Here is a 24,279-nt window from a genome sequence, read left to right as displayed (position 1 = left end):
AGCACACACACCGGCTGCCGGGTCGCGTCGGCGCGACCCGCTCCCGTGCAGCCTCATCCACATGTCAGGGTGCCGGGACCCTGCCAGAGCCCGGCGGCGGGGTCAACGCATTCGGGCGCGTACCCGGGAATCGAAATTGCCCGGCCAGGGCTTGCTTGGTAGCGTGCGCCCGTGATCAGGCGGGCGGCGCGCGCATTCACGCTGGTGTGTCTGGCGCTGGTGCTCGCCGCGGCCGGCGGTGCCTGGTGGGCGTGGCAGACGTTGTTCACGCCGGTCCCACCCGTCACCCCTGGCATCGTCGTCATCGTCCCCTCGGGCGAGAGCTTCCGCGCCGTCGCCGACCGCCTGTACGCCGCGGGCGTCATCGCCCATCCGCTGCTGCTGCGCGCCTACGCGCGTGCCGTCGGGCTCGACCGAACGGCGCGCTGCGGCGAGTTCCGGTTCGCGGAGCCGATCTCGCCGGTGGCCGTGCTGGCGCTCCTGCAGTCGGCGAGCGACGCGGCGCGGCAGGTGACGATTCCCGAGGGGTTCACCGCCGAGCAGGTGGCGGCGACGCTCGAGGAGCGCGGCTATGGCGGACGCGACGCCTTCCGCTGCGCGATGGAGGATCCCGCGCTGCTGCTGGAGCTCAGGTTGCCGGCGACCGGCGTCGAGGGATTCCTCTTCCCCGACACCTACGTCTTCGACGCCAGCGCCGGACCGGCCGACATCGTGCGCGTGATGGTGGGGCGCTTCCGCGCCCAGACCGCCGACCTGGCGGCGCGCCGCGAAGCGATGGGGCTCAGCGAGGCAGCGATGGTGACGCTGGCGTCGGTGATCGAGAAGGAGACCGGTCAGGCCGACGAGCGGCCGCTGATCTCCGGCGTGTTCCACAACCGGCTGCGCCTCGGTATGCTCCTGCAGTCGGATCCCACCGTCATCTACGGCCGCGGCAACGGACGGGCGCCGCTGACGCGCGCCGACCTCGCCAGCGAGCAGCCCTACAACACCTACGTGCACCGCGGGCTGCCGCCGGGTCCGATCGCCAACCCCGGGCGCGCCGCGCTCGCGGCGGCCGTCGCGCCGGCGACGACCAACGCGCTCTACTTCGTGTCGCGCAACGACGGCTCGCACGTCTTCTCGGACACGCTCGACGACCACAACCGCGCCGTGCGCCGGTTCCAGCCGAATCGCGACTGAGCCTCACGCGCGCTCGAGGCGATCCAGCTTCGCGTACAGCGCGTCGATGTCGCGCTTGAGCTCGGCGTACTGGCTGAACATCTGCTGCGGGCTCTCGTGCCTCTGGTAGAAGTCGGGCGCGTTGATCACCGCGGAGACGGCGGCCAGGGCGTCCTCCTTGTCGGTGATCTCCCGCTCGAGCTTCGCCTGGTCGCGGTCGCGGCGGGCGGCGGCGCGGGCCTCGGTCTTCGCGGCGGCGCGACGCTCGGCGTTGGGCGGCGGCGCCGCGGGCGGCGGTTCGTCGCCGGCCGCCAGCGCGTCGTCGTGCACCGCGATCGGCGGCGGCAGGCTGCCGTCGGACTCCGCCGCCTTGCGGCGGACGTAGTCCTCGTAGTTGCCGAGGTATCGCGTCGCGTGGCCGGCGCCGACCTCGATGATCTCCTCCGGCAGGTTGTCGAGCACGTAGCGGTCGTGCGCCACCAATACGAGGCTGCCGTTGTAGCGCTGCAGCGCTTCCAGCAGGACCTGCTTGGCGGTCATGTCGAGGTGATTCGTCGGCTCGTCGAGCAGCAGGCAGTTGGGCGGCTCGAGCAGCAGCAGCGCGAGGGCGAGGCGGTTGCGTTCGCCGCCGCTGAGGACGCGGACCTTCTTGTCGACGGCGTCGCCGCTGAAGAGGAAGGCGCCGAGGAGCGATCGCACCTGCGGCACCAGATCGGTCGGCGCGGCGGCGGTGGCGAGCTCGAGCACGCTGCGATTGGGATCGAGGACCCTCGCCTGGTCCTGCGCGAAATAGCCGATGCGGACCTTGTGGCCGAGGTGGCGGCTGCCGCCGCTCAGCGGCTCGGCGCCGGCGAGCATCTTGATGAGGGTCGATTTCCCGGCGCCGTTCGGGCCGACCAACGCCACCTTGCGGCCGCGTTCGATGGTCAGCGACAACTGGTCGTACACGGTGAGGTCGCCATAGCGCTTACTGGCGCGCTCGAGGCGCAGCACCTCGCGGCCGCTGCGCTCGCAGGGCGGGAAGCGGAAGTGGATCGTGGCCGGGCCGCCCTCCGGGGGCGGGATGCGCTCGAGCTTCTCGAGGTACTTGATGCGGCTCTGCACCAGCGTCGCCTTCGACGCCTGGGCACGGAAGCGGCTGATGAAGGCCTCGAGACGGGCGATCTCCTCCTGTTGCTGCGCATGGGCCGCCGCCTGTTGTGCGATCTGGCTCTCGCGCGTTTCGAGATAGCGGCTGTACGGCGCCGGGTAGTCGGTGAGGCGCGCGCTCGAGACCTCGGTGATGCGGGTGACCGTGACGTCGAGGAAGTAGCGGTCGTGGGCGACCAGGATGACCGTGTGCGGATAGGCGACGAGGAATTCCTCGAGCCAGTTGCGCGCCTCGAGGTCGAGGTGGTTGGTCGGTTCGTCGAGCAGCAGGACGTTCGGTCGGCGCAGGAGCAGGGTCGCGAGCGCGAGGCGCATCTGCCAGCCGCCGGAGAGCTCGCCCGCGTCGCGGGTGAAGTCGGCGGTCGTGAAACCGAGGCCGAGCAGCACGCGCTCGGCCTGGCTCTCGTAATCGTAGCTGCCCTCGACGTCCCAACGGGCGCGCGCGTCGCTGTAGCGGGCGAGCAGCTCGTCGTGGCCCGGATCGTCGGCGGGCGCGTGCGCGAGCGCCTCCTCGAGCGCACGGCACTCGCGCTCGAGGGCCAGCACGCCGGCAAAGGCGCCGAGTGCTTCTTCGAGGACCGTGCGGCCCGAGACGGTGATGCCGTCCTGTGGCAGATAGCCGACCGCCCAGCCGCGCGGGATACTGATGGTGCCGCCATCGGGCTCGTCCAGCCCGGCGATCATGCGCAGCAGGGTCGACTTGCCGGAGCCGTTGGCGCCGACGAGCGCGACCCGCTCGCGCTCGCCGACCGTCCAGTTGGCGCGATCGAACACCACCTGGCTGCCGAATTGCCGGCAGAGATTGCTGATGCTCAGCACAACCCTGGCAGTCTGTACCCACCGCACTCCGGCCTGGCAAGGTGGGCGCACGGCTTGCACTCGAGCGGCGGCTTCTCTATCGCCGCAGCGGAGCGATCTGGCGTGTCATTGGTGTTGCGCATCGCCGCGGTGTACTCGCTGGCCTGGGCCGTCGGCCTGGCCCTTCCGACTCTCCTACCGGGCGGCGCCGCCGCGGACCCGGCGGCGCGGGCGATGGGATACGCGCTCGCCGTCGCCAATCTCGCCTATGCCGTCCTCTTCTGGACGGCGGCGATGGCGCCGCGCTCGTACCGCCTGATTCTCTACGTCGCGCTGCTCGTCTTCGGCCTGCGCGGCGCGATCGGCACCTATCAGGTGCTCTACGCGCTGGATGGCGCGCCGGCGGTGCTGCAGCTCATCGACATGGTGCTGAGCGTCGCCGCCTTCGTCGGCATGCTCAATCTGCTGCCGGCGGAGCTGGGGGTCGGGCGGCAGCGCCGGCCGTGAGCCCGTTCGGTCAGGTGGCGAAGGAGGAGCCGCACCCGCAGGTGCGGGAGGCGTTCGGGTTGAGGAACTTGAACCCGGCGCCGTGCAGACCGGTCACGTAGTCGATGGTCACTCCGCCCAGGTGCTCCTGGCTCACCCCGTCGACGAAGATGCGGACGCCGTACTGCTCCAGCACCGCATCGTCGGCGCCCGGCGTCTCCTCGAACGCCAGGTGGTACTGGAACCCCGAGCAGCCGCCGCCGACCACCCCGACCCGGAGGCCAAAACCGGCGACCTTCTCCTTGACCATCGCCGCCTTGACCATCTCGGCGGCCTTTTCCGTGAGGCTGACGACCGGACTGGCCGCGCCGTGCCCAGGGTCGACCGACGACGGGCTCTGCGACTCGCCGGCAGATGCTGGTGAAGCTTTTGCTTGCTCGAGCGTCACAGCTCACCGCTAACGGCACGACCCGACGCAGTCAAGCGCGGGGCGGTCGCAACCTTGAACTCGCAGGAGGCTTTTGCCTATAGATGCGCGGTTTGCGCGACATGTCGCTCTCCCCACGATATTTGGTTGTCGTCAACCTCTTACTGCTTGCTCTCGCCGCCTATTCCGCCTCATCGATCGTGGGTACCGCGCTCGCCGCTCGGCTGATTCCGCCTCCCGACGTGGAGATCAGCCCGCCCCCGGCCCCGCTCGAGATCGAGCCGGCCAAGCCGGCGACCTATTACGCCCTGATCCCGAAGCGGGACATCTTCAATTCGGTCAAGCCGACGCCGGTGCCGGTGCAGGAGAAGGTGGAAGCGGCCCCGACCCAGTTGAAGCTGAAGCTGTGGGGCACGGCGGTCTTCGACAAGGGCAACTCGTTCAGCATCATCGAGGACCAGGGGGCGCGCAAACAGGGGGTCTACGGCATCAACGCCGTCGTGCCCGGAAACGCGGTCGTCAAGGCGATCGAGTGGAACCGAGTGATCCTCTCCCACAACGGCAAGGACGAGATCCTCGAGCTCGAGGAGCCGAAGTCGGTCGCCGGACCGGCGCGGGCGATTGCGGCGGCACCCGCCGGGGCGCCGGCAGCCAACGGCAGCGGCATCCAGCAGCTCTCGGAAAACGAATTCACCGTGCCCAAGGCCGAGGTTGACAGTGCGCTGGAGAACATGAGCCAGCTCTTCACGCAGATTCGCGCCGTGCCGCATTTCGAGGGGGGGCAGTCGATCGGGTTCCGTCTCTTCGCCATCCGCCGCGGCAGCCTGTTCGATCGCATCGGTTTGAAGAACGGCGACATCATCCGCAGCATCAACGGCAATGAGATGACCGACCCGAGCAAGGCCATGACGCTGCTCCAGGCGCTGCGCGATTCCAACAACCTCGACGTCGAGATCACCCGCAATCAGCAGCCGCAGAAGCTGACGTACAACATCCAGTAAAGCCAAGCCGTGCGAGGGACTATGCAGTGGTTGCGCTCGGGGCTGTCGCTCCTCGGCTTGGTCGCCGCGGTGTGCATGCCGGTCATCGTCGCGGCGCAGCCGCCGCCCGCCCCGCCCGCGGGGGCCAACGCGGCGGCGCCCGCCGCCGCCCAGAATCCGCCACCGGTGGTGGCCGAGAATCCGCCGGCGGGCGTTCCCAAAGCGCCGCCCGTGCCGCCGCCGGGGTTTGGGAACGCTCCCGCCGTCCAGGCTCCCGCGCCACCGCCGCCGGCCGGCGGCATGGCGCGCGGCGCCAAGCCCGCCGCGGCCAGGGACGACGCCGAAGAGAACGGCATCGTGATGAACTTCCAGGACGTCGATCTGGACCAACTGGTCAAGTTCATCAGCGAGATCACCGGTCGCAACTTCATCCTCGATGACCGGGTGAAGGGGAAGGTGACGATCATCTCCCCGGGCAAGATCTCGATCGACGAGGCGTACGCCGTCTTCAATTCGGTCCTGCAGGTGAAGGGCTTCACGACCGTGCCGAGCGGCGCGGTGCTGAAAATCCTGCCCTCCCAGGAGGCGAAGAGCTCGACCGTCGAGACGGTGTTTCCCGGCGCTCCGCGAATGAAGGGCGACGAGTTCATCACCAAGCTGATGAAGCTCGAGAACGTCGACGTGAACAACATGCTGGGGATCGTTCAGCCGCTGGTGTCGGCGAACGGTCTCTTGGCCGCCTACACGGCGACCAACACGATGATCATCATCGACAGCGCCTCGAACATCGACCGCATCTCCGGCATTCTCAAGGAGCTCGACGTCGACGTGAAGGATCGCGGCGTCGAGGTGGTGCGCCTCAACTACGCCTTCGCCGGCGAGCTCGCCGCGACCCTGGCGCAGGTGCTCGAGGACCCGGCGAATGCCGCCCCCACCGGGGCGGTGGGGCCGCGTCCCGGAGCGGCGGCTGCGCAGGCTGCTGCCCAGGCGCGTGCCCGCCCGGGCGTGGCGGCCGCCGCCGCGAACGCGCAGCCGGTGCAGGGAGGCACGGGCGCCGCCGCCTACAAGATCATTCCCGACGAGCGCACCAACGCGCTGATCCTGGTCGCCGGTCCGCTCGAGATGCGGAAGATCAAGGATCTGATCGTGCGCCTCGACGTGCCGTTGCCCTTCGGCACCGGCCGCATCCACGTCTACTACCTGAAGTTCGCCAATGCCTTCGAGATCGTGCCCGTCCTCTCCGACCTGATCGGCGGCCAGGGCGGCCCGGCCGGCCTCGGCGCCGGTCTGGCGGCGCGCGGCCTCGCCGGCCAGACCAGCTTTCGCGGCGGCCGTCTGGGTCAGCAGGGCGGTCTCGGCGGTCTCGGCAGTCAGTTCGGCAGTGGCACCCGTGGCCAGTTCGGCGGCGGGGGCTTCGGCGGTGGCGGCTTCGGCGGTGGCGGCTTCGGCGGTGGCGGCTTCGGCGGCGGCGGTTTCGGCGGCGGGGCTTCTGGCAGTCTGCGCGGCGGCCGCGGCGGCGGTCTGGGTGGCCTCGGCCAGGGCGGCGTGGCCTCGATCGTCGGCGGCGGCGGCGGCGAGTTCGAGGGCCAGGTCCGCATCACCGCCGATCCCTCCACCAACGCGCTCATCATCAACGCCTCGCCGCAGGACTACGAGACCCTGAAGCAGGTCATCGTCCAGCTCGATGTGCGCCGGCGGCAGGTCTACGTGGAAGCGATCGTCATGGAGGTTCGCCTGAGCACCCAGCGCGCCCTCGGCATCGAGATGCAGGGCGCCGCCGGCACCGGGAACGGCGTGCTGCTCGGCCGCGTCAACTTCAGGAACCTGAACGCGCTCAGTGATCCGACCGGCGCGGCGCTGGGCGGCATTTCCGGACTGCTCGCCGCCGCCGCCAGCAACCAGACGATCCGGCTGCCGAACGGGACCGTGGTGCCGGCGCAGCAGCTCATCATCACCGCCTCGGAGGGCAACGACGACGTCAACATCCTGTCGGCGCCGAACATCGTCACCACCGACAACCAGGAGGCCGAGATCGTCGTCGGCCAGAACGTGCCGTTCATCGCCTCGACGTCGACCAGCGAGACCAACCTCGGCAACACCTTCAACACCATCGAGCGCCGCGACGTCGGCATCACGCTGCGCCTGACGCCGCAGATCTCCGAGGGCGGCATGGTCCGTCTCGACATCTTCGAGGAGGTCTCGGCGCTGGTGCAGAACGCACTCATCAACGCCAACCAGCTCGGCCCGGTGACGACGATCCGCTCCGCCACCACGTCGGTGGTCGTCCGCGACAAGCAGACGGTCGTCATCGGTGGCCTGATCTCCGACGGCACCGACAACCAGGAGAACAGCGTGCCGTTCATCAGCGACATCCCGGTGATCGGCAACCTCTTCCGCAGCACCTCCGGCATGCGAGAGAAGATCAATCTGCTGATCTTCCTCACTCCGCACATCATCCGCGATGCGGCCGAGCACCGCGACAAGTCGGTCGAAGAGCGCGACAAGATGAAGTCGTTCATGGAGGAGCGCGGCATCCGCTACCGCAAGCGCAAGATCCTCGACAACCCGTCGTGGACGCCGGACATTCCCAAGGAAGGCGAGGCGACCGGCGGTGGCGACGTGGCCGAGAATCGTGCCAAGGGCGCCACGATCTACAGCCCGCCCCCGTTGCCGGCCGCCGGTGCGGGCGTTGCGACCGGGGCCGCGGGCACGCAGATGGCGGCGGTCGACGTCAATCGCCCGGCGATCGACGCGATCCGCAGCGAGCCGCAGCCGGCCGTCCCCCACCCGCCGGCCCGCTATGTCCTGCTCGCCGCCTTCGCCCAGATGGGGACGCCGCCGCCGGGGTTGCAGACGGCCAGCGGTCTGCTGGCCGTCGAGCTGCCGCAGGACTCGAGCCTCTCCAACCTCTTCGAGGCCGGCAACCAGTACCGGTTCACGAGCGACAAGTACGAGGGCTACTACCGCGTGCTGGAAGCCTACCCGACCGCCCGGGAGGCCCTGCTGGTCTATCCCGAGGGTCTGCCGGTCGACGCCGCCAAGGGCGATTACCTGCACTGGCGGCAGCTCGACGACGCAACATCCTCTGACGTGACCGCCTGGTCTGCGCTACAGTGACGTGACCATGGCGGTCGCGGCCAAGTCACTCGAAGCCTGTCTCATCGAGCAGGGCGCCGTCTCCGAAGCCATCATCGAGAAGGCGCGCGAGCGCCAACGCGACGGCAAGCGGCTCGGCGACGTCCTGCAGGAGATGGGCGCCATCGACGGCCACGTCTGGGCGCGGGCGATGGCGAGCCACTTCGGCCTGCCCTTCGTCGAGCATCTGCCGGACGACGGCACCGCGGCCGAGTGCGTCGACAAGCTGCCGATCAACTTCGCCAAGCGCTACCAGCTCCTGCCGGTGCAGCGCAGCGGCGACAGCGTCGTCGTCGCCACCGCCGATCCCAGTCAGCTCGGCCCGCTGGATGACGTCCGCCTGCTGCTCCACAAGCCGATCCGCGTCGTCGTCGCGCCCGGGCCGGTGATCGTCGACGCCATCAACCGCATCTACGACGCGGCCTCCAACACCGCCTCCGACCTGATGGAGGGCCTCGACGAAGAGCGCCTGGAGATGATGGCGACCGACTTCGAGGAGACCCAGGATCTGCTCGACGCCGACGAGGAGGCGCCGATCATCCGCCTGATCAACTCGGTGCTCTTCCAGGCGGTCAAGGACCGCGCCAGCGACATCCACGTCGAGCCGTTCGAGCGCGATCTCGCGATCCGCTTCCGCATCGACGGCATCCTCTACGACATCATCTCGCCACCGAAGCGCTTCCAGCCGGTCATCATTTCGCGCGTCAAGATCATGGCCGGCCTCAACATCGCCGAGAAGCGCCTGCCGCAGGACGGCCGCATCCGCATCAAGCTCGCCGGCAAGGAGGTGGACATCCGCGTCTCCACCGTGCCGACCGCCTACGGCGAGCGCGTCGTCATGCGTCTGCTCGACCGGTCGGCGACCATCCTCAAGCTCGAAGAGCTGGGCCTCAACGCCCACAAGCTGGGCCTCGTCGACTCGCTGATCCACCAGTCGCACGGCATCATCCTGGTCACCGGCCCGACCGGCAGCGGCAAGACGACCACCCTCTACGCCGGGCTGTCGCGCATCAACAGCACCGACAAGAACATCATCACCATCGAGGATCCGATCGAGTACCAGTTGCACGGCGTCGGCCAGATCCAGGTCAACCCGAAGATCGATCTCACGTTCGCCAGCGGCCTGCGCTCGATCCTGCGCCAGGATCCCGACGTCATCATGGTCGGCGAGATCCGCGACCCCGAGACCGCCAAGATCGCCATCCAGGCGGCCCTCACCGGCCACCTCGTGTTCTCGACCCTGCATACCAACGACTCCTGCGGCGCCATCACCCGCCTCATCGACATGGGCATCGAGCCGTTCCTGGTCGCCTCCTCGCTGATCGCGGTGATGGCGCAGCGGCTGCTGCGCCGCGTCTGCCCGAGCTGCCGCCAGCCCTATCGGCCCTCGGTGGAGGAGATGCGGCAGCTCGGCGTCTCGGCGGACGACCTCGAGGGGCGCCAGGTGTACCGTCCCGGGCCGGGGTGTCCGGACTGCAAGCAGACGGGGTATCGCGGCCGCCTCGGCATCCACGAGTTGTTGATCATCGATGACGAGGTGCGCAATCTGACCATGAAGGCCGCCGATTCGGCCTCGATCCGCCGCGTCGCCGCCGCCAAGGGCATGAGCTCGCTGCGCGAGGACGGCGCGGAGAAGGTGCTGAGCGGCCAGACCACCATCGAAGAGGTGCTGCGGGTCACTCAGGAGGACCTGATCTGAGCCCGTGGGCGGGCCGCGCGGAGTGAATCTCCAGCGCTGCCCGATCGTCGGAAGCTGCGTCGGTATGCCGGTTTACGCCTACAAGGGGCTCAACGAGAAAGGCCGCAACGTCGGCGGGATCGTCGACGCCGACACGCCCAAGAACGCCCGCCTGAAGCTGCGCCGCTCGGGCATCTTCCCCACCGAGCTGAGCGAGACGCGCGAACAGGCGCCGGCCGCGGCGGCCGCCAGTGGCGGTGTCCGCATCGGCGGCTTCAATCTGAACCTCGGCAATCTGTTCGAGCGCGGCATGACGCCGCAGGACCTGGCACTGATCACCCGCCAGTTGGCGACCCTGGTCGGTGCCGGCCTGCCGCTGGTGGATTGCCTGGGCGCCCTGATCGAGCAGGTGGACACGCCGCGCCACAAGAAGGTCCTGTCGCAGGTGCGCGAGCTGGTGGTCGAAGGCGGCACGCTGGCCGATGCGATGAAGCAGCACCCGGCGGTGTTCAGCGATCTGTACGTGAACATGGTGCGCGCCGGCGAGGCCAGCGGCGCCCTCGACATCGTGCTCGTGCGTCTCGCCGAATACACCGAGCGCGCCGCGGCGCTGCGCGGCAAGGTTCGCTCGGCGCTCACCTATCCGGTGTTCATGGGCATCGCCTCGATGGGCATCCTGTTCTTCCTGCTGTCGTACGTCGTGCCGAAGGTGACGCGCATCTTCGAGGAGCGGAACGCCAAGTTGCCGACGATGACCATCGTCCTGCTCGCCATCAGCAACTTCCTCTCGACCTACTGGTGGGCGATCCTGGCGGTCATCGTGATCGCGGTCATCGCCGTCCGCGTCTCCACCCGCACGCCGACCGGCCGGCTGCGCTTCGACGCCCTCACCCTGCGCGTTCCCTACTTCGGCAAGGTGCTGAAGAAGGTCGCCCTGGCGCGCTTCGCGCGCACGCTCTCGACCCTGCTGCTCGGCGGCATCCCGCTGTTGCAGGCGCTCGACATCGTCAAGCACGTGGTCAGCAACATGGTCCTCAGCAACGCCATCGAGGATGGTCGCAACAGCATCCGCGAAGGCCACAGCGTCGCCGACCCGCTGAAGAAGAGCGGCCTGTTTCCGCCCCTGCTGGTCCACATGATCGCGGTCGGCGAGAAGAGCGGCGAGCTGGAGCAGATGTTGTCGCGCGCCGCCGACGCCTACGACGGCGAGGTGGAGGCCTCGGTGTCGGCGCTGAGCAGCGTCATGGAGCCGGTGCTGGTCATCTTCATGGGCGGCGTCGTGCTCTTCATCGTCATGGCGATCCTGCTGCCGATCTTCGATCTCAACCAACTCGTGAAATGATGCGGGCGACGAACAGCCGCCCGCGTTGGAGGTTCCTCATGCGTCGTCTTTCCTCGACCGCCGGATTCACCCTCATCGAGATCATGGTCGTGGTACTCATCCTCGGCCTGCTCGCCGCGCTCGTCGTGCCCAAGATCGTGGGCCGCACCGACGAGGCGCGCGTCACCAAGGCGAAGGCGGACATCAAGGCGATCGAATCCGCGCTCAACCTGTTCAAGATCGACAACGGCTTCTATCCGACCAGCGCCGAAGGTCTGACCGCCCTGGTGCAGGCGCCGCCGCGCGCCAAGAAGTGGAACCCGGACGGCTACCTCGACAAGATCCCGGTCGATCCGTGGGGTGCCGAGTACATCTACCAGAGCGACGGCCGCCGCGTGATCGTCGCCTCGCTGGGCGCCGACGGCGTCGAGGGCGGCGAAGGCTACAATGCCGACATCAGCAACCTCAACATCGAATGAGCGTCGGCGTCGCCGCGAGGGCGGCTTCACGCTCATCGAGATCGGCCTGGTGCTGCTGATCATCGCCACCATCGTCGCCCTCGTCGTCCCCCGCTTTCGCGACCAGTCGCGCGCCGAGCTCCAGGCCCAGACCCGCAAGCTCGCGGCCACCTTCCGCTTCCTCCAGGAGGAGGCGATCCTCAACGGGCGCGTCTACCGCATCAATTTCGATCTCGACCAGCAGCGCTACTTCGTCACCGAGGCGGACGTCACCGACGACGCCGCGTCCTTCACGCACAGCAGCGGCATCCTGGCGCGCGACGTGACCCTGCCGTCGACGGTGCAGATCGCCGACGTCGATACCCCGGAAACCGGCGGCAAGCTCTATCAGGGCGTCGCCCTGGCGCACTTCTTCCCCGACGGCTTCGTCGAGCCGATGGCCGTCCACCTGCAGAACGGCCAGGAATTCTACACGCTCTACGTCGCCAACGGGCTCACCGGCCGCGCCCACGTCGCGGCGGGATACATCGACCTTGGCGCCTCGAGCTGAGCGCGGCCGCGCCGCCGGGTTCACCCTCATCGAGGTGATGGTGGCGATGACCATCGTCGCCTTCGCCTTCGTGGGCCTGCTCGGCCTGCACAATCGCAACCTGAAGATGATCGGCGACGACCAGAACCTGACCCAGGCGACGCTGCTGGCGCGGCGCTTCATCACCGAGATGGAGGTCATCGAACAGTGGCCGGACACCGGGATCTCGCACGGCGAGTTCTCCGAGATGCCGGGCTTCTACTGGGAGCGCGACGTCGAGGACACCGACGTCGCGACCGTCCGCCGCGTCGTCCTGCACGTCTTCTGGGACGAGCGCAATCCGAATGCCGTCGAGCTGCTCTACTTCATCCGTGATGGCCGTGACCCCGACAAGCAGACCTGACGCCCGCGGCTTCACGCTGCTCGAGCTGCTGCTCGCGATCGTGATCCTCAGCCTGGTGACGGCGACGGTCTACGGCTCGCTGTCGCGCACCGAATCGTCGAAGCGCATCGCCGAGAGCCGCTCCGAGCTCTATTCCGCCGGCCGCCTGGCGGTGATGAAGCTGGCCGGCGACATCGAGGCGGCGCTGCCGCCGCCATCGGGCGACCGCATCTACTTCCGCGGCGGCGGGGGCCGTAGCAGCGCGCCGGAGCTGCACCTGGTGACCATGAACCGCGGCGGCTTCGGGATGAACCGCGTCCGCCCCGGGCGCGTGCTCGTGGTGTACAGCCTCCTGCCCATCGCCAAGCGGCGCGGCCAGTACTCGCTGCTGCGCGAGGAGTACCTCTACAAGGCGATGCTCGACAAGGCCGACGGCATCCAGCAGCAGCCGTCCTCGAGCCTCGACGAGCAGGACGAGGACCAGGCGCCCACCGAACAGGCCTCGTTGCTGCTCGAGTGCCCGAACGTCCAGGACGACCTCGATCTCCCGGGCTCCTGCCTGCCGGTCACGTCGCTGATCTTCCGCTATTTCGACGACACCGTCGGCGACTGGCGCGACGACTGGGACAGCACGGTCGACAACAGCGCCACCTACGGCCGTCTCCCCGCGGCGGTGGAGATCACCCTGACCCTGGCCGATGAGGACGGCGCCGAGCATCCCTTCTACACGGTGGTCGACCTGCCGCTGGCGCGCGGTCAGCCGACGCCGGCGGTGTCCGCGAACCAGCGCGCGACAGGGCAGAACGGCGACCACGACGCGGATGAGCACGATGAGTCCGACCACGGGACGGAGTGAGGCCGCGCGCGGCGGCGCCGCCGCCGCGGCGCCGCGCCCGCTCGACAACGAGCGCGGTCTGGCGCTGGTCATCGTGCTCGCCGTCGTCGCCCTGCTGACCATTCTGGTGACCGAGTTCACCTTCAACACGCAGCTCGATCAGCACCGGACGCGCAATGCCGTCCACGCCCTCCAGGCGCAGCTCCTCGCCCGCTCCGGCATCAATCTCGCGGAGGGCTTCCTCATGCTCGACGAAGAGCCGGCGTACGACGCCTACAGCGAGGACTGGTTCCCGCAGATGGTCCAGTTCTGCCGCGAGCTGAACATCGACCCGACCATGCGCCTGCGCTGCACGGTGCGCGACGAGAGCGGCAAGATCAACGTCAACAACACCCGCGAACCGCCGCGCCGGGTCCAGGGCCAGTCGGTGACCGGCAGCGCCGTGCTGCGCGACGCCATGCGCTGCCTGTTCGCCGGCCGCGGCATCGACGTCGAGGTGGTCGACCGCCTGGCCGAGTACTGGCAGCAGGAGCCGCCTCCGCGCGACGACGGCAACCCCGGCGTCATTCCCGACTTCACCTCGCTCGAGGATTTCGGCGCCACCTTCCGCATCTCCAGCCAGGACCTGCAGAAGCTGCGCGGCGTCCTGACCGCGCAGCCGCGCGCGCTGCTGCCGCGCATCAACGTCAACACCGCGCCGCGCGAGGTGCTCGCCGCCGTGCTCAACGCCGAGCAACACCAGGGCGCGTGCGCGGACAGCGGCACGGTCGACGAGGTGGTGCAGCGGCAACGCGATCCCGACCAGCCGTTTCGCGCCAGCGGCGATCTGAACAGCATCATCGGCAGCCTCGAGAACTCGAACATCAAGTCGACCCTCTTCGGCGTGCAGAGTCGCCTTTTCCGCCTGGAGGCGAGCGCGCTCACCAACGTCGATCCCGACAACCCCGACAGCGGCGGCATCGGCCAGACGATCAGCATCCTGGTGGCGCGGCAGACCTCGCTGCGCCCGCGCAGCGGCGGGGTGCAGCAGGTCGGGAGCAACGGTAAACCCCTCCCCAACTGGACTTTGCGGCCGCTGGACTGGCAAAAGGAGGGGGGCGCGCGCCTCTTCCGTCCGCTCCCCGGCGAGGATGAGGACCAGCCCGGGACGATGGACGAGGAGAATGCGCCGCGCGACCGGCGCGGCTGACCCAGCAGCATGCCACAACGCATCTTGTCTCTCGAGATCGGCGACGCCGAGCTCAAGGCGGCGGTCGTGCAGACCAGCTTCCGCGACTACAAGGTCGCGGGCTTCTTTCGCGAGGCCCTGAACGGGAACGCGAGCGACCAGGTCAGGCAGTTCGTCGCCTCCCACAGCGAGCCCGGGGACACCATCCTCTCGGCGCTGCCCGGCGACCGGGTCACCTGGCGGACGCTCTTCCTGCCGTTCCGCGACCAGAAGAAGCTCTCGCAGACCATCCCGTTCGAGCTCGAGAACAGCGTCCCCTTCGGCCTCGACGAGGTGGTGGTCGACTACCAGGTCCTGCAGCGCGACAGCGCCGGCTCGACCGTGCTGGCCGCCCTGGTCCAACGCGACGACCTCGAAGCGCATCTGAAGCTGCTGCAGGAGAGCGGCGCCGATCCCAAGGTGGTCGGCATCGGGCCGCTCGCCGCGCTCAACGTCCTGAGCCTCGTTCCGGACCGCCCGCCGACCTTCGCCTTCGTCGACTTCGGCGTCGGCACCATCACCGTCGCGCTGTACCGCGAACGCGAGCTGGTCGGCCTGCGTACCCTGGCGCGCCCGCTGCCCGACGCCGAGAGCAACGGCAGCGGCGAGGCCGGCGCCGACGCGACGATCGCCGACCTGCGCTGGACCCTGCTGGCGCTCAACGGCGCCGCGCTGGACGACGAGCTGCCGTGCTATGTCGCCGGCGACCCGGCGCTGGTCGACGGCCTCGAACGGCCGCTGGCCGCGGCGCTCGGCGTCAGCGTGCGCCGTCTCGATCGCATCGGCCTCCCCACCCTGACGCCCGAGATCGGGACGCAGGCACCAGCCTTCAGCTCGAGCCTCGGCCTCGCCCTGCGCGAGGTGTCGCCGAACGCCGCATTGGGCGTGAACTTCCGCAAGGGCGAGTTCACCTTCCATCGCGGCCAGCAGGAGCTGCGGCGGGCCTTGCGGACGGTGGCGCTGCTCGGCGTCGTCGTGCTGGTGCTGACGGTGCTCGACATGTTCGTGAAGTACCAGCAGCTCCGCCAGCAGGCGGCGGCGATCGACACCCAGATCCAGAAGGTCTTCGCCGCGACCCTGCCCGACCTCGGCCGCCCGCTCAATCCCAAGGGCGTGTTGCAGCAGGAGACCGATGCGCTGCGCGAACGCGTGGACCTGGTCACCGACATCGTACCGGTGAGCACGTCGACCAGCATCGATATCCTGCGCGCCGCCGCCGGCGCCGTGCCGAACAACATCCGCATCGACTGCGAGGAATGGACGATGGACCCGGACGCGGTGCGGGTGCGCTGCAACACCGAGACGTATACGACGGTGGACGACATCAAGGCCGGCCTCGAGCACACCGGGGTGTTCAGCGGCGTGGAGGTGAAGGACGCCAAGCCGGACCCGAAGGGCGGCATCGACTTCCGCATGACGATGAAGCTGAACAAGGCGGTGCGCCCGCCGAGCGGCGGCCGACGATGAATTGGGGTGCGCTGCTGGCGTACTACCAGCGCCTGTCTCCCCGCGAACGGATGCTGGTTGGCCTGGCGGGCGGCGTCGTGCTCGTCATGGCGCTCTACCTGTTGGTCTGGGAGCCGCTGGAGACGGGCCGTCTCGGGCTCGCGCGCCGCATCCAGATCAAGACCACCGAGCTGCAGGAGATGCAGCACATGCGGGAGGTCTACCTCGATCTCCTGAACCAGTTCGAGCTGCGGCAGAAGATCATCGACCGCGCCGACCCGAAGTTCTCGCTCTTCCCGCACATCGAGGCGACCGTCGGCCAGGTGGTGGGACGCGACAAGATCACCTCGATGAACCCGCAGAACAAGGAGCTCGGCGGCGGCGCCTATCGCGAGGAGTCGGTGGAGATCAAGCTCACCGGCGTCACCCTCGAGCAGCTCACCGACCTGATGTACAAGATCGAGAAATCGCCGCAGCCGCTGCGCTTCACCCGCATGCAGGTGAAGAAGCGGGTGCGCGAACCGTCGACCTTCGATCTCACGGCGACGGTGTCGATGCTGCGCGCGCAGCAGCCGCCGCCCGGCGCCGAGAGCGGTGGCGGGGCAGGGGCCTGATGCGCGTTCCGGCCCTCCGCCTGCCGGCCTGGCGGCCCTCGTTCGACTGGGCCGAGCTCGGCTCGCGCAGCACCATCCTCTACGCGCTCTACACGCTGGTGCTGTTCGGCATCTTCCTGTTCGCCAACTTTCCCCACAAGGTCCTCGTCCAGCGCGTGCTCCAGTCGGTCGAGATCCCGGGCGTGCGCATCACCGTCGGCGACGTGCGCTTCGCCTGGTGGCACGGGTTCGAGCTGCAGCAGGTGGTCGTCGCCCCGAGCGATCCGTCGTTGCCGGCGTTCTTCGAGGCGTCGAGCCTGTACGTCCGCCCGGCGCTCTCCGATCTGGTCCGCGGCCGCGTCCAGTCGCTGGCGCTCAGTGGCGCGCTGTACGGGGGCACCTTCGACGGCACGGTCAACGGCGGCGAGGTGAATCGCGTCTCGCTGAACGTCGATGGCCTGCAGTTGCAGCGCTATGCGCTGCTGGCGAGCGCGCTGCAGGGCGGGCAGATCGCGGGCCGGCTGAGCGGCGTGGTGAGCGTCGAGAGCCGTGGCAGCGACATCGGGGACGTGCGCGCCGCCGGCGATCTGCAACTCGACGGGGCGAGCGTCACCGACGCCAAGTACAGCCAATTCCCGATCCCGCCGCTGCATTTCAAGACCGTGGCCACCCGCTTCGATCTGCAGGGTGGGCGCCTCGACCTGCAGGAGCTCTCGGCCGACGGCAGCGAGATCACGCTCAATGCCAGCGGCCAGGTGGCGATGCGGCAGCCACTGGGGGACAGCGTGCTGAACCTCAAGGTCGCCCTGGCGCCGGGGCCCGAAGCGCCGGACGACGTGAAGACCCTGCTGTCGGCGTTGATTCCGCCGCCGGCCAAGGGGGCCAAGGCCGACGCGCCGCGCACGCTCAGCGGCACCCTGACCAAGCCGCGGCTCCGCTGAGGCCCCGCATGTCCACGATGGTGACCGTCCTCGATCCGAGCGTGCGCGGCCCCGCCGAGCGCCTCAGCCTGCCGGGACGGCTCGCGGACGCCCGCGGTCGCGTGCTCGGGATTCGCGTCGATCGCGCCTGGCCGTCGTTCCACCGGGTCGCCAACCGCTTCGTCGCGCTCGCCCGCCTGCGCCTGGGGGTGCGCGACGTCGTGCTCTTCGATCCCGACACCCGCATCGGGACCACCGAGGAGGAGCGTCGCAAGGTCGCCGGCTTCGTCCGCGACATCGACATGGCGATCGTCGGCCTCGGCACCTGAGGGTCGTGCACGTCGTGGAGTGTCCACGACACGATTGAAGTGCTGCGCGCGGGGAAGCCGGCCGCCGTGGTGGTGACGGAGGTGTTCGTCAACCTCGCGCAGACGGCGGCGCGCGCCCGCGGCGTCGATCCGATTCCGATGCTCGTCCTGCCCCATCCGATGGAGGGGCGCGCCCCGGCCGAGATCGACCGCATCGCCGAGGAGCGCTTCGCGGCGGCGATGCGGTTGATCGTGGACGACGGAGAACCCGACTGACCACGAACAACAGCACGCCGTTCCGCTCCGCGGCCCGGGGCTTCGTGGACATTGGTGGTCATTCGCGTCCATTTGTGGTTCGTCTCGGGCGCCATGCGCGGCACGCTGACCTCGGATTCCTACGCCGCCCCCGCTGACGCGGAGGAGTTTTTCGCCTACGCCGAGTCGCGCGGCTGGGGCGACGGGCTGCCGCTGATCCCGCCGACGGCGGAGCGGGTGCAGGCGCTGCTCGAGACGGTCGAGGAGGCGCCGGAGGCGGTGATCGGTGTCGTCGAGCCGCGGCGCGGCGAGGCGACGACGGAGAAGATCGCGGTCAACGCCGTCATGGCCGGTTGTCCGCCGCCCTGCTTTCCGGTCGTCGTGGCGGCCGTGCGCGCCGTCTGCGACCCCCGCCACAATCTGTACGCGCTCAACACCACCACCTGTTGCGCCGCGCCGGCGCTGATGATCAACGGCCCGGCACGCCAGGCGCTCGACATCCAGTGCGGCTACAGTTGCCTGGGCCACAACGGTCGCGCCAATGCCACCATCGGCCGCGCCCTGCGACTGGTGATGCGCAACGTCGGCGGATCCATCCCCGGCGCCGTCAGCAAATCCACCTTCGGACAGCCGGGCCGCATCTCCCTGTGCTTCGGCGAGTGGGAGGAGCGGAGCCCGTGGGCGCCGTTCCACGTGCGCCGCGGCTTCGCCGCCGAGCAGAACGTCGTGACCGTGCACTGCGCCACCGGCACCCAGGACATCGCGGACATCTGGGCCGAGAGCGGCGAAGAGCTGTGCATCCTCCTGGCCCGTTCGATCGACTGGATCGGCAACAACAAGGTGCTCGTGCCGCAGCGGGACGGCGAGGTGTTGTTGCTGCTCTGTCCGGACTTCGCCGACCGGATGGCGCGCGACGGCCTGGCGGTCGCCGACGTGCAGCAGCTCCTGCTACGGCACACCCGGACGCCGATCGAGCGCTGGCCGCGCGGGTACTGGGCGAAGCTCGAACAGCGCGGCTACGTCGAGGACGGCCTCGTGCCGCTGTGCGCGGCACCGGAACAGTTCCTCATCGCGGTCGCCGGCGGCGAGGGCGGCCATCACGCGCTCTACTTCTGCGGCTTCGGTCTCACCTGGTCAGTCTCCGTTCCCTTCCTGCTCGAACCCGCCGAGGTGGCGGGCGAAGTGTGCGAGCTGCCGGCGCGTGTCTGACGCGATGACCCTCGACGCCCTGTTGCGCGACTGGGCGACGCGCTGGGGTGGGTACACGGCCGTCCTCGGTGGCGACACGGCGCTCTCGTTCGCCGCGCTCGACGACGCCGCGACGCGCTGGGCGGCAACGCTCGCTGGCGCCGGCGCGGGACCGGGATCGCGGATCGCGTTGTGGGGCGCCAATCAGCCGGCATGGCTGGCGGCGGCGTTCGGCGTGTGGCGGGCCGGGGCGACCCTGGTGCCGGTATCGACCTTCGCGACCGAACGCGAGCTCGGCGACATCATCGCCCATGCCGACGTGGATGCGATGATCGTCCAGCCGCGGATGGGGCAGCGGGATTTCGCGGCGATGGTGAGGGCGCTGCCGGACGGCGTCCGCCCGCGTCAGGTGTGGCCGCTCGCCAGCGATGGCCCGCGGGGACGAGGCCCGGCGCGCGCGCCCGCCGACGCCAACGACGGCGAGGCGCTCGCCTGCGTGCTCTACACCTCCGGCACCACCGGCCAGCCGAAGGGGGTGATGCTGTCCCACCGCGCGATTCTCGCCACCGTGCCGCCGACCGCCGAACGCGGCGGTCTGGCGCCGGGCGATGTGGTCCTGTCCACCCTGCCGCTGTTCTGGGTCGCGGGGTTGGTCATTCGGGCGCTGCCGACGCTCGCCTCCGGCAGCGCGCTCGTCCTGCTGGAGACGTTCTCGGCGAGCGCGGCGGTCGCCGCGTTGCGCGCCCATCGGCCGACCGCATTGCACCTGCGTCCGCCACAGGTCGGGCAGCTCCTCGCGCATCCCGATTTCGAGCCGTCGATGTTGGCGCCGATCCGCCGCGGCGGTGGGCGGGTGGACTGGTTCGCCGGGCACCTCGATGCCGACCGTGCCCGCTTCATCACTGGTTACGGCATGACCGAGACCGCCGGCTACGTGACGGCGCTCGACTGGCGGGATGCGGCCGCGGAGCGCGCCAGCGAGATCGGGACGCCGCTCCCCGGCGTCGAGCTGCGCATCGTGGCAGCCGACGGCCGCGCCTGTGCCGCCGGCGAGACCGGCGAGATCCGCGTCCGCTGCCCGGGCCTGTTCAGCGGCTACTACAAGCAGGCCGGTACGGGGCTCGACGACCAGGGGTACTTCCGCACCGGTGATCTCGGTTCGGTGGATGCCGAGGGGCGCTTCCGCTTCACCGGCCGGAGCAAGGACCTGCTGCGCGTCAAGGGGATCAACGTGTCGCCGGCCGAGGTCGAGAACGTGCTGGCGGCGCACGCCGACGTCGAAGCCGCGCACGTGGTGGGGCTGCCCGCGGACGGGCTCGATCAGGAGGTCGTCGCGCTGATCATCACCCGCGGCGGCCGAGCGCTCCCGGAGGCCGAGCTGCGGGCGCACGCCGCCGCCAACCTGTCGGGCTACAAGCGGCCATCGCGCTACCTGGCGATCGACCGCGATGAGGTACCGCTCGGCGCGACGTCGAAGCCGCAGCGCGCCACCCTGGCACGGCTCGCCGCGGCGCGGCTGGAGCGCCCCGAGTCGTCGCGCGGCTGAAATCGCGCTTGTCGCCAGCCGTGCGGTGGAAGTACTGTGCGCCCGGGGGAGACGACCGCATGACGCACCGCTGTCCCGGCCTCGCGTTCGCCCTTCTGCTCGTGGCCATGGAGGCCGATGCCGCGATCGATCTCACCGGCAAGTGGCGGGTGGAGTACGGCGCCAGCGGCACGGAGATCGTCGATCTGGCGCAGAGCGGCAGCGCCGTCACGGCGACCCTGGCGCCCGGCGGTGTCCCGGTCGCGATGTCCGGCACCGTCGACGACATCGGCCTGTCGCTCAGCCTGAGCGTCCCCGGCTGCGCGCCGCCCGCCTGCTTCGCCACCCTCTCGGCGCGGCTCCTGCCGGACGGGACCTGGCTCGACGGTGTCCTGGTGCTCGGCGCGCCCCCGCTTCCCGGCACCTCGCGCGTGCTGGGGCGCCGGTGCGAGTGCTTCGATGGCAACAGCAGCGATGGCGACGGTTGCTCTGCCGCATGTCGCATCGAGCCGTGCTTCAGTTGCGTTGGCATGCCGTCGACCTGCACGCCGACGCCGGATGGCGGCACCTGCGAGGACGGATCGCCGTGCACGGCCGGCACGACCTGCAGCGCCGGCCAGTGCGGCGGCGGCGGCAGCGTCAGCCCCTGCATCGACCTCCGCGGGGTGTTCGATGTCCACTACGAGAGCGGCTTCGTCGCCTTCGACACCGCCGAACGCGTCGAGCAGTTCGGCGAGACGGTGCTCTTCCGCGATGCCGCCGGCGGCACCCCTGGCCTGCTGGGGCATCTCGACTTCCTCACCGGCGCGCTGGCACTGGACGTGCCCGTGACCTACATCCTGTGCATCGGCGTGGAGCACGCCACGGGGACCGCGGCGCTGGACGGATCCGCCTTCACGCTGTCCGGCAGCGCCAGCGTGCCGACGCTGCACGGCTGCCTGGCGGACGCCTACGGCGCCACCGGTGTCCGCCGCACCACCTGCGGCGACGGCGTCGTGGTGGCGCCCGAGCAGTGCGACGATGGCAACACCACCTCGGGCGACGGCTGCGACGCGAACTGCACGGCGACCGGCTGCGGCAACGGCGTCCGCACCAGCGGCGAAGCGTGCGACGACGGCAATACCACCTCCGGCGACGGCTGCGCGGCCGATTGCACCGTCGAGCCGTGCTGGACCTGTGTCGGCGCGCCGGCGTCGGCGTGCAGCACGGCCTACACGCCGCACTGTGCCCGTCCGCAGGAGCCGCGCCGCGCGACCGTGCGCCTGGCGCGCCGCGCGGACGCCGCGCGCGATCTCATTGGCGCGAAGACCGGCAAGACGAGCGGTCTGCCCATGGCCCTGCTCGGCGATCCGCTGACCAGCGCCGCCTACCAGGTGTGCCTCTACGATCGGTCGCTGCCGCTGCCGCGGCTGCTCTTCGGCGCGCGCGTGCCCGCCGGCGGCACCTGCGGCGGCAGTCCCTGCTGGCGGGCGGTGAGCGGGGGCTTCGCCTACCGCGATGCCAGCGGCGCCGCGGACGGCATTACCACGCTGCGCGTCGTCGCCGATCGCCACGGTCGCGGCGAGGCGATCGTCGCGGGTCGCGGCAGCGGCCTGCTGGGGACCGCTACCGGCCTTCCCGAGCTCCCGCTGCCGGTGCCGCTGGAGGTGCAGGTGCAGAATGCCGTCAATGCCGACGGTTGCTTCGCCATCGACGTGCCCACCGTGGCCGTCGTGCGCAACGACGCGGCGAGCGGCCGCTTCGTCGCCCGTGGCGCTCCCTGAGCGCGGCGTCGCGCGGCTCGATTTGCGCGCTCATGCCAACATGTGTTTAGCCGCGGCTCGATCGGAGGCTCAGGCATGGCACTTCCCGCGCAGAAGGTGGGCGCCGTCGCGGCGCCGAACGCGAGCGACTTCCTCGAGCTGTATCGGCACGAGCGCCCGGCGCCCGCGCTGCCGGTGGAGGAATTCCTCGATCAGTTGCGGGCGCTGATCCGCGCCCATCCGATCGATGCCCGGCTGCCGCACCTTCTCAGGTACGGGGGCGCGTCGCGCGAGGCGATGCAGCGGTGGATCAAGGACTACTACCAGTGGCTGCGGCGGGATGCGCAGGGGACGGCGGCGACGATCGCGCGCTGCCCCCGCCGCGGCCTCTTCCTGGCGCTGAGCCCGTTGGTCAGCCGCAAGACCGGTTTCTACCAGGTCACGACGCCGGCGCTGGAGCTGTTCGTGCGCTTCGCCGCCGCCTTCGATGTCTCCCGCGCCGAGCTCGAGGCGCACTTCGCCTGCGCGGAGACGATGCAGGCCACGTTCACGCGCCTGCAATTCCAGTTCTCCACCTTCGACGAAGGATTCGTGGTGTCGGCGCTCGCGGCGGAGGGGTCGCTGCTCGACGTGGTGCGCGACGAGCGTCCGTTCCTCTGCCAGCGCGGCATCGCCGAGTACGTGAAGCGGGCCTGGGGTCTCGATGACGAGGCCGTGGCCTACTGGCGCGCCTACGAGGATTTCACCGGCTTCGTCCGCGAGCCGGTGTGGGACATCGCGCGCGAGATCGCGGTCGATGGATCGCAGCAGCAGCGGCTGCGCACCGTGCTGCATCACTGGCTGCTGCTGTATCAGAACATGCGCCATGCCTGGAGCGAGATCGTGTCGGGCACGTATCCGTTGCCCGAATTCGTCTGGCCGCCGCCGGGCTCGCGCTTCTCGACCGGCGACGACCAGTCGCAGGAGGAGCTCGAGGCGGAGCTGGCCGAGTTCTGTTGCGCGCTGCCGCGGCCGACGGAGACCGCGTTCGGCTTCCTGATGTCGGGGCGCGCGTCGCTGGCGGCCGCCCGCGAGCTGGCCCAGGACTTCTTCCAGCTCGACGCCACCCGCGCCATCGCCGGGCAGCTCAGCCACATGCTCGACGCCAAGGCGTATCCGGCGATGGCGCAGGCCTTCGCCACCGAATCGGGCGGCTATCTCACCCGCTGTCACATGGAGATCTGGGCCGACTTCTGCGAGCGCGCCTTCGCGATCACCCGCCGCGACCTGCAGGAATGGATTCCCCCCACCGAGACGATCGGCAGCCACTACGTCACCAAGTGGTTCCTCACTCACGGCCTGCCGGAGGAGGCGATGGCGGCCTTCCATCTCGGCCCGCCGCCGGCGGCCAAGCAGCGGTTGGGGAAAGGAGCGCACGGGCTGGGGCAGGGAGGCGTCGCCGGCGAGGGCCTGATCGAGCAGGCGAGCGCCTCGAGCCCCCTGGTGAAGGCGTTCCAGCGCCTCGGCATCGATCCCGACCTGGCGGATTACTTCTTCCGCCTGCACCGCGAGATCGAGCCCTTCGAGCAGGACGAGGGCTGGGCGTACGTCCCCACCTTCATCACGACCGGCAAGCAGCGGCGCATCTTCAAGCGGGCCTACATCGAGAAGATCCTCTCCGAGCGGCGCAAGGACGAAGGCCTGCTGCGGCGCATGAAGAGCCTGTCGTGAGGGTTCGGCCCCACCATTGACCAGCCGCCGCGCATCGTCGATCGTTCTC

The 24,279-nt window shown here is 69.8% G+C and carries 22 protein-coding genes; 20 read left to right on the top strand and 2 right to left on the bottom strand.

Annotated elements, in window-relative coordinates; all coding sequences use genetic code 11:
• Window positions 1-171 precede the first annotated feature (171 nt).
• The gene (gene mltG, locus KF840_02935) at window positions 172-1,179 is read left to right on the top strand and encodes an endolytic transglycosylase MltG (protein ID MBX3023843.1); all 1,008 of its coding nucleotides are present in this window, start codon (window positions 172-174) and stop codon (window positions 1,177-1,179) included.
• A 3-nt stretch (window positions 1,180-1,182) separates the two neighbouring features.
• Here the strand turns inward: mltG and KF840_02930 are convergent, their stop codons facing one another.
• Window positions 1,183-3,126, bottom strand: a complete 1,944-nt coding sequence (locus KF840_02930) for an ABC-F family ATP-binding cassette domain-containing protein (GenBank protein ID MBX3023842.1) — start codon at window positions 3,124-3,126, stop codon at window positions 1,183-1,185.
• A gap of 102 nt (window positions 3,127-3,228) precedes the next feature.
• Between KF840_02930 and KF840_02925 the strand changes: the two genes are divergently transcribed.
• Window positions 3,229-3,612 (top strand): hypothetical protein, encoded by a 384-nt coding sequence (locus KF840_02925; protein ID MBX3023841.1) that lies wholly within the window; start codon window positions 3,229-3,231, stop codon window positions 3,610-3,612.
• 10 nt (window positions 3,613-3,622) lie between these two features.
• On the opposite strand, the gene KF840_02920 is transcribed toward KF840_02925, so the two are convergent.
• Entirely contained in the window at window positions 3,623-3,916 is a 294-nt protein-coding gene (locus KF840_02920) for an iron-sulfur cluster assembly accessory protein (GenBank protein ID MBX3023840.1), read from the bottom strand.
• 206 nt (window positions 3,917-4,122) lie between these two features.
• On the opposite strand from KF840_02920, the gene gspC reads away from it, so the two are divergent.
• From gspC to KF840_02830, 18 genes are all read left to right on the top strand, one after another.
• The gene (gspC, locus tag KF840_02915) at window positions 4,123-5,019 is read left to right on the top strand and encodes a type II secretion system protein GspC (protein ID MBX3023839.1); all 897 of its coding nucleotides are present in this window, start codon (window positions 4,123-4,125) and stop codon (window positions 5,017-5,019) included.
• Window positions 5,020-5,040: 21 nt separating this feature from the next.
• Window positions 5,041-8,115 carry a type II secretion system secretin GspD gene (gene gspD, locus KF840_02910; protein MBX3023838.1) on the top strand — a complete coding sequence of 1,025 codons (3,075 nt, stop codon included), beginning with the start codon at window positions 5,041-5,043 and terminating at the stop codon, window positions 8,113-8,115.
• A gap of 7 nt (window positions 8,116-8,122) precedes the next feature.
• Window positions 8,123-9,832, top strand: coding sequence for a type II secretion system ATPase GspE (gene gspE / locus KF840_02905; GenBank protein ID MBX3023837.1), 1,710 nt, complete (start codon window positions 8,123-8,125; stop codon window positions 9,830-9,832).
• Window positions 9,833-9,896: 64 nt separating this feature from the next.
• Window positions 9,897-11,153 (top strand): type II secretion system inner membrane protein GspF, encoded by a 1,257-nt coding sequence (gspF, locus tag KF840_02900; GenBank protein MBX3023836.1) that lies wholly within the window; start codon window positions 9,897-9,899, stop codon window positions 11,151-11,153.
• Between the two features lie 38 nt (window positions 11,154-11,191).
• Window positions 11,192-11,611 (top strand): type II secretion system major pseudopilin GspG, encoded by a 420-nt coding sequence (gspG, locus tag KF840_02895; GenBank protein ID MBX3023835.1) that lies wholly within the window; start codon window positions 11,192-11,194, stop codon window positions 11,609-11,611.
• Entirely contained in the window at window positions 11,580-12,140 is a 561-nt protein-coding gene (locus KF840_02890; GenBank protein ID MBX3023834.1) for a hypothetical protein, read from the top strand. The genes gspG and KF840_02890 overlap by 32 nt, the downstream gene beginning before the upstream one ends.
• Window positions 12,124-12,522: a prepilin-type N-terminal cleavage/methylation domain-containing protein gene (locus KF840_02885; GenBank protein MBX3023833.1), complete on the top strand. Its 399-nt coding sequence runs from the start codon at window positions 12,124-12,126 to the stop codon at window positions 12,520-12,522. The genes KF840_02890 and KF840_02885 overlap by 17 nt, the downstream gene beginning before the upstream one ends.
• Window positions 12,494-13,357 carry a prepilin-type N-terminal cleavage/methylation domain-containing protein gene (locus KF840_02880; GenBank protein ID MBX3023832.1) on the top strand — a complete coding sequence of 288 codons (864 nt, stop codon included), beginning with the start codon at window positions 12,494-12,496 and terminating at the stop codon, window positions 13,355-13,357. The genes KF840_02885 and KF840_02880 overlap by 29 nt, the downstream gene beginning before the upstream one ends.
• Window positions 13,332-14,525 carry a general secretion pathway protein GspK gene (locus tag KF840_02875; protein MBX3023831.1) on the top strand — a complete coding sequence of 398 codons (1,194 nt, stop codon included), beginning with the start codon at window positions 13,332-13,334 and terminating at the stop codon, window positions 14,523-14,525. The genes KF840_02880 and KF840_02875 overlap by 26 nt, the downstream gene beginning before the upstream one ends.
• 9 nt (window positions 14,526-14,534) lie before the next feature.
• Entirely contained in the window at window positions 14,535-16,010 is a 1,476-nt protein-coding gene (gene pilM, locus KF840_02870) for a pilus assembly protein PilM (GenBank protein MBX3023830.1), read from the top strand.
• Window positions 16,007-16,603: a type II secretion system protein M gene (locus KF840_02865; protein ID MBX3023829.1), complete on the top strand. Its 597-nt coding sequence runs from the start codon at window positions 16,007-16,009 to the stop codon at window positions 16,601-16,603. Before pilM ends, KF840_02865 begins: the two co-directional genes overlap by 4 nt.
• Entirely contained in the window at window positions 16,603-17,523 is a 921-nt protein-coding gene (gene gspN, locus KF840_02860) for a type II secretion system protein GspN (protein ID MBX3023828.1), read from the top strand. The genes KF840_02865 and gspN overlap by 1 nt, the downstream gene beginning before the upstream one ends.
• An 8-nt stretch (window positions 17,524-17,531) precedes the next feature.
• Window positions 17,532-17,831: a hypothetical protein gene (locus tag KF840_02855; protein MBX3023827.1), complete on the top strand. Its 300-nt coding sequence runs from the start codon at window positions 17,532-17,534 to the stop codon at window positions 17,829-17,831.
• A 39-nt stretch (window positions 17,832-17,870) separates the two neighbouring features.
• Window positions 17,871-18,086, top strand: coding sequence for a hypothetical protein (locus tag KF840_02850; GenBank protein MBX3023826.1), 216 nt, complete (start codon window positions 17,871-17,873; stop codon window positions 18,084-18,086).
• Between the two features lie 54 nt (window positions 18,087-18,140).
• The gene (locus KF840_02845; protein ID MBX3023825.1) at window positions 18,141-19,274 is read left to right on the top strand and encodes a hypothetical protein; all 1,134 of its coding nucleotides are present in this window, start codon (window positions 18,141-18,143) and stop codon (window positions 19,272-19,274) included.
• The gene (locus tag KF840_02840) at window positions 19,267-20,799 is read left to right on the top strand and encodes an acyl--CoA ligase (protein MBX3023824.1); all 1,533 of its coding nucleotides are present in this window, start codon (window positions 19,267-19,269) and stop codon (window positions 20,797-20,799) included. Before KF840_02845 ends, KF840_02840 begins: the two co-directional genes overlap by 8 nt.
• Window positions 20,800-20,858: 59 nt before the next feature.
• Window positions 20,859-22,541: a DUF4215 domain-containing protein gene (locus KF840_02835; protein ID MBX3023823.1), complete on the top strand. Its 1,683-nt coding sequence runs from the start codon at window positions 20,859-20,861 to the stop codon at window positions 22,539-22,541.
• 75 nt (window positions 22,542-22,616) lie between these two features.
• Window positions 22,617-24,230, top strand: coding sequence for a hypothetical protein (locus KF840_02830; GenBank protein ID MBX3023822.1), 1,614 nt, complete (start codon window positions 22,617-22,619; stop codon window positions 24,228-24,230).
• Window positions 24,231-24,279 lie beyond the last annotated feature (49 nt).

The organism is bacterium (assembly GCA_019637795.1).
Classification (GTDB): domain Bacteria; phylum Desulfobacterota; class Binatia; order HRBIN30; family CADEER01; genus JAHBUY01.
The sequence above is the reverse complement of the archived record's forward strand: the minus strand, read 5'-3'. Positions and strand labels throughout refer to the sequence as shown.

Bases quoted from the DNA above. Each gene is read 5' to 3' on its own strand.
- gspD (MBX3023838.1), top strand. From the start codon at position 5,041: ATGCAGTGGTTGCGCTCGGGGCTGTCGCTCCTCGGCTTGGTCGCCGCG.
- gspE (MBX3023837.1), top strand. From the start codon at position 8,123: ATGGCGGTCGCGGCCAAGTCACTCGAAGCCTGTCTCATCGAGCAGGGC.
- gspC (MBX3023839.1), top strand. From the start codon at position 4,123: ATGCGCGGTTTGCGCGACATGTCGCTCTCCCCACGATATTTGGTTGTC.
- KF840_02835 (MBX3023823.1), top strand. From the start codon at position 20,859: ATGACGCACCGCTGTCCCGGCCTCGCGTTCGCCCTTCTGCTCGTGGCC.
- gspG (MBX3023835.1), top strand. From the start codon at position 11,192: ATGCGTCGTCTTTCCTCGACCGCCGGATTCACCCTCATCGAGATCATG.
- KF840_02880 (MBX3023832.1), top strand. From the start codon at position 12,494: ATGGCCGTGACCCCGACAAGCAGACCTGACGCCCGCGGCTTCACGCTG.
- pilM (MBX3023830.1), top strand. From the start codon at position 14,535: ATGCCACAACGCATCTTGTCTCTCGAGATCGGCGACGCCGAGCTCAAG.
- KF840_02890 (MBX3023834.1), top strand. From the start codon at position 11,580: ATGCCGACATCAGCAACCTCAACATCGAATGAGCGTCGGCGTCGCCGC.
- gspN (MBX3023828.1), top strand. From the start codon at position 16,603: ATGCGCGTTCCGGCCCTCCGCCTGCCGGCCTGGCGGCCCTCGTTCGAC.
- KF840_02865 (MBX3023829.1), top strand. From the start codon at position 16,007: ATGAATTGGGGTGCGCTGCTGGCGTACTACCAGCGCCTGTCTCCCCGC.
- gspF (MBX3023836.1), top strand. From the start codon at position 9,897: ATGCCGGTTTACGCCTACAAGGGGCTCAACGAGAAAGGCCGCAACGTC.
- KF840_02830 (MBX3023822.1), top strand. From the start codon at position 22,617: ATGGCACTTCCCGCGCAGAAGGTGGGCGCCGTCGCGGCGCCGAACGCG.
- KF840_02855 (MBX3023827.1), top strand. From the start codon at position 17,532: ATGTCCACGATGGTGACCGTCCTCGATCCGAGCGTGCGCGGCCCCGCC.
- KF840_02875 (MBX3023831.1), top strand. From the start codon at position 13,332: ATGAGTCCGACCACGGGACGGAGTGAGGCCGCGCGCGGCGGCGCCGCC.
- KF840_02920 (MBX3023840.1), bottom strand. From the start codon at position 3,916: ATGGTCAAGGCGGCGATGGTCAAGGAGAAGGTCGCCGGTTTTGGCCTC.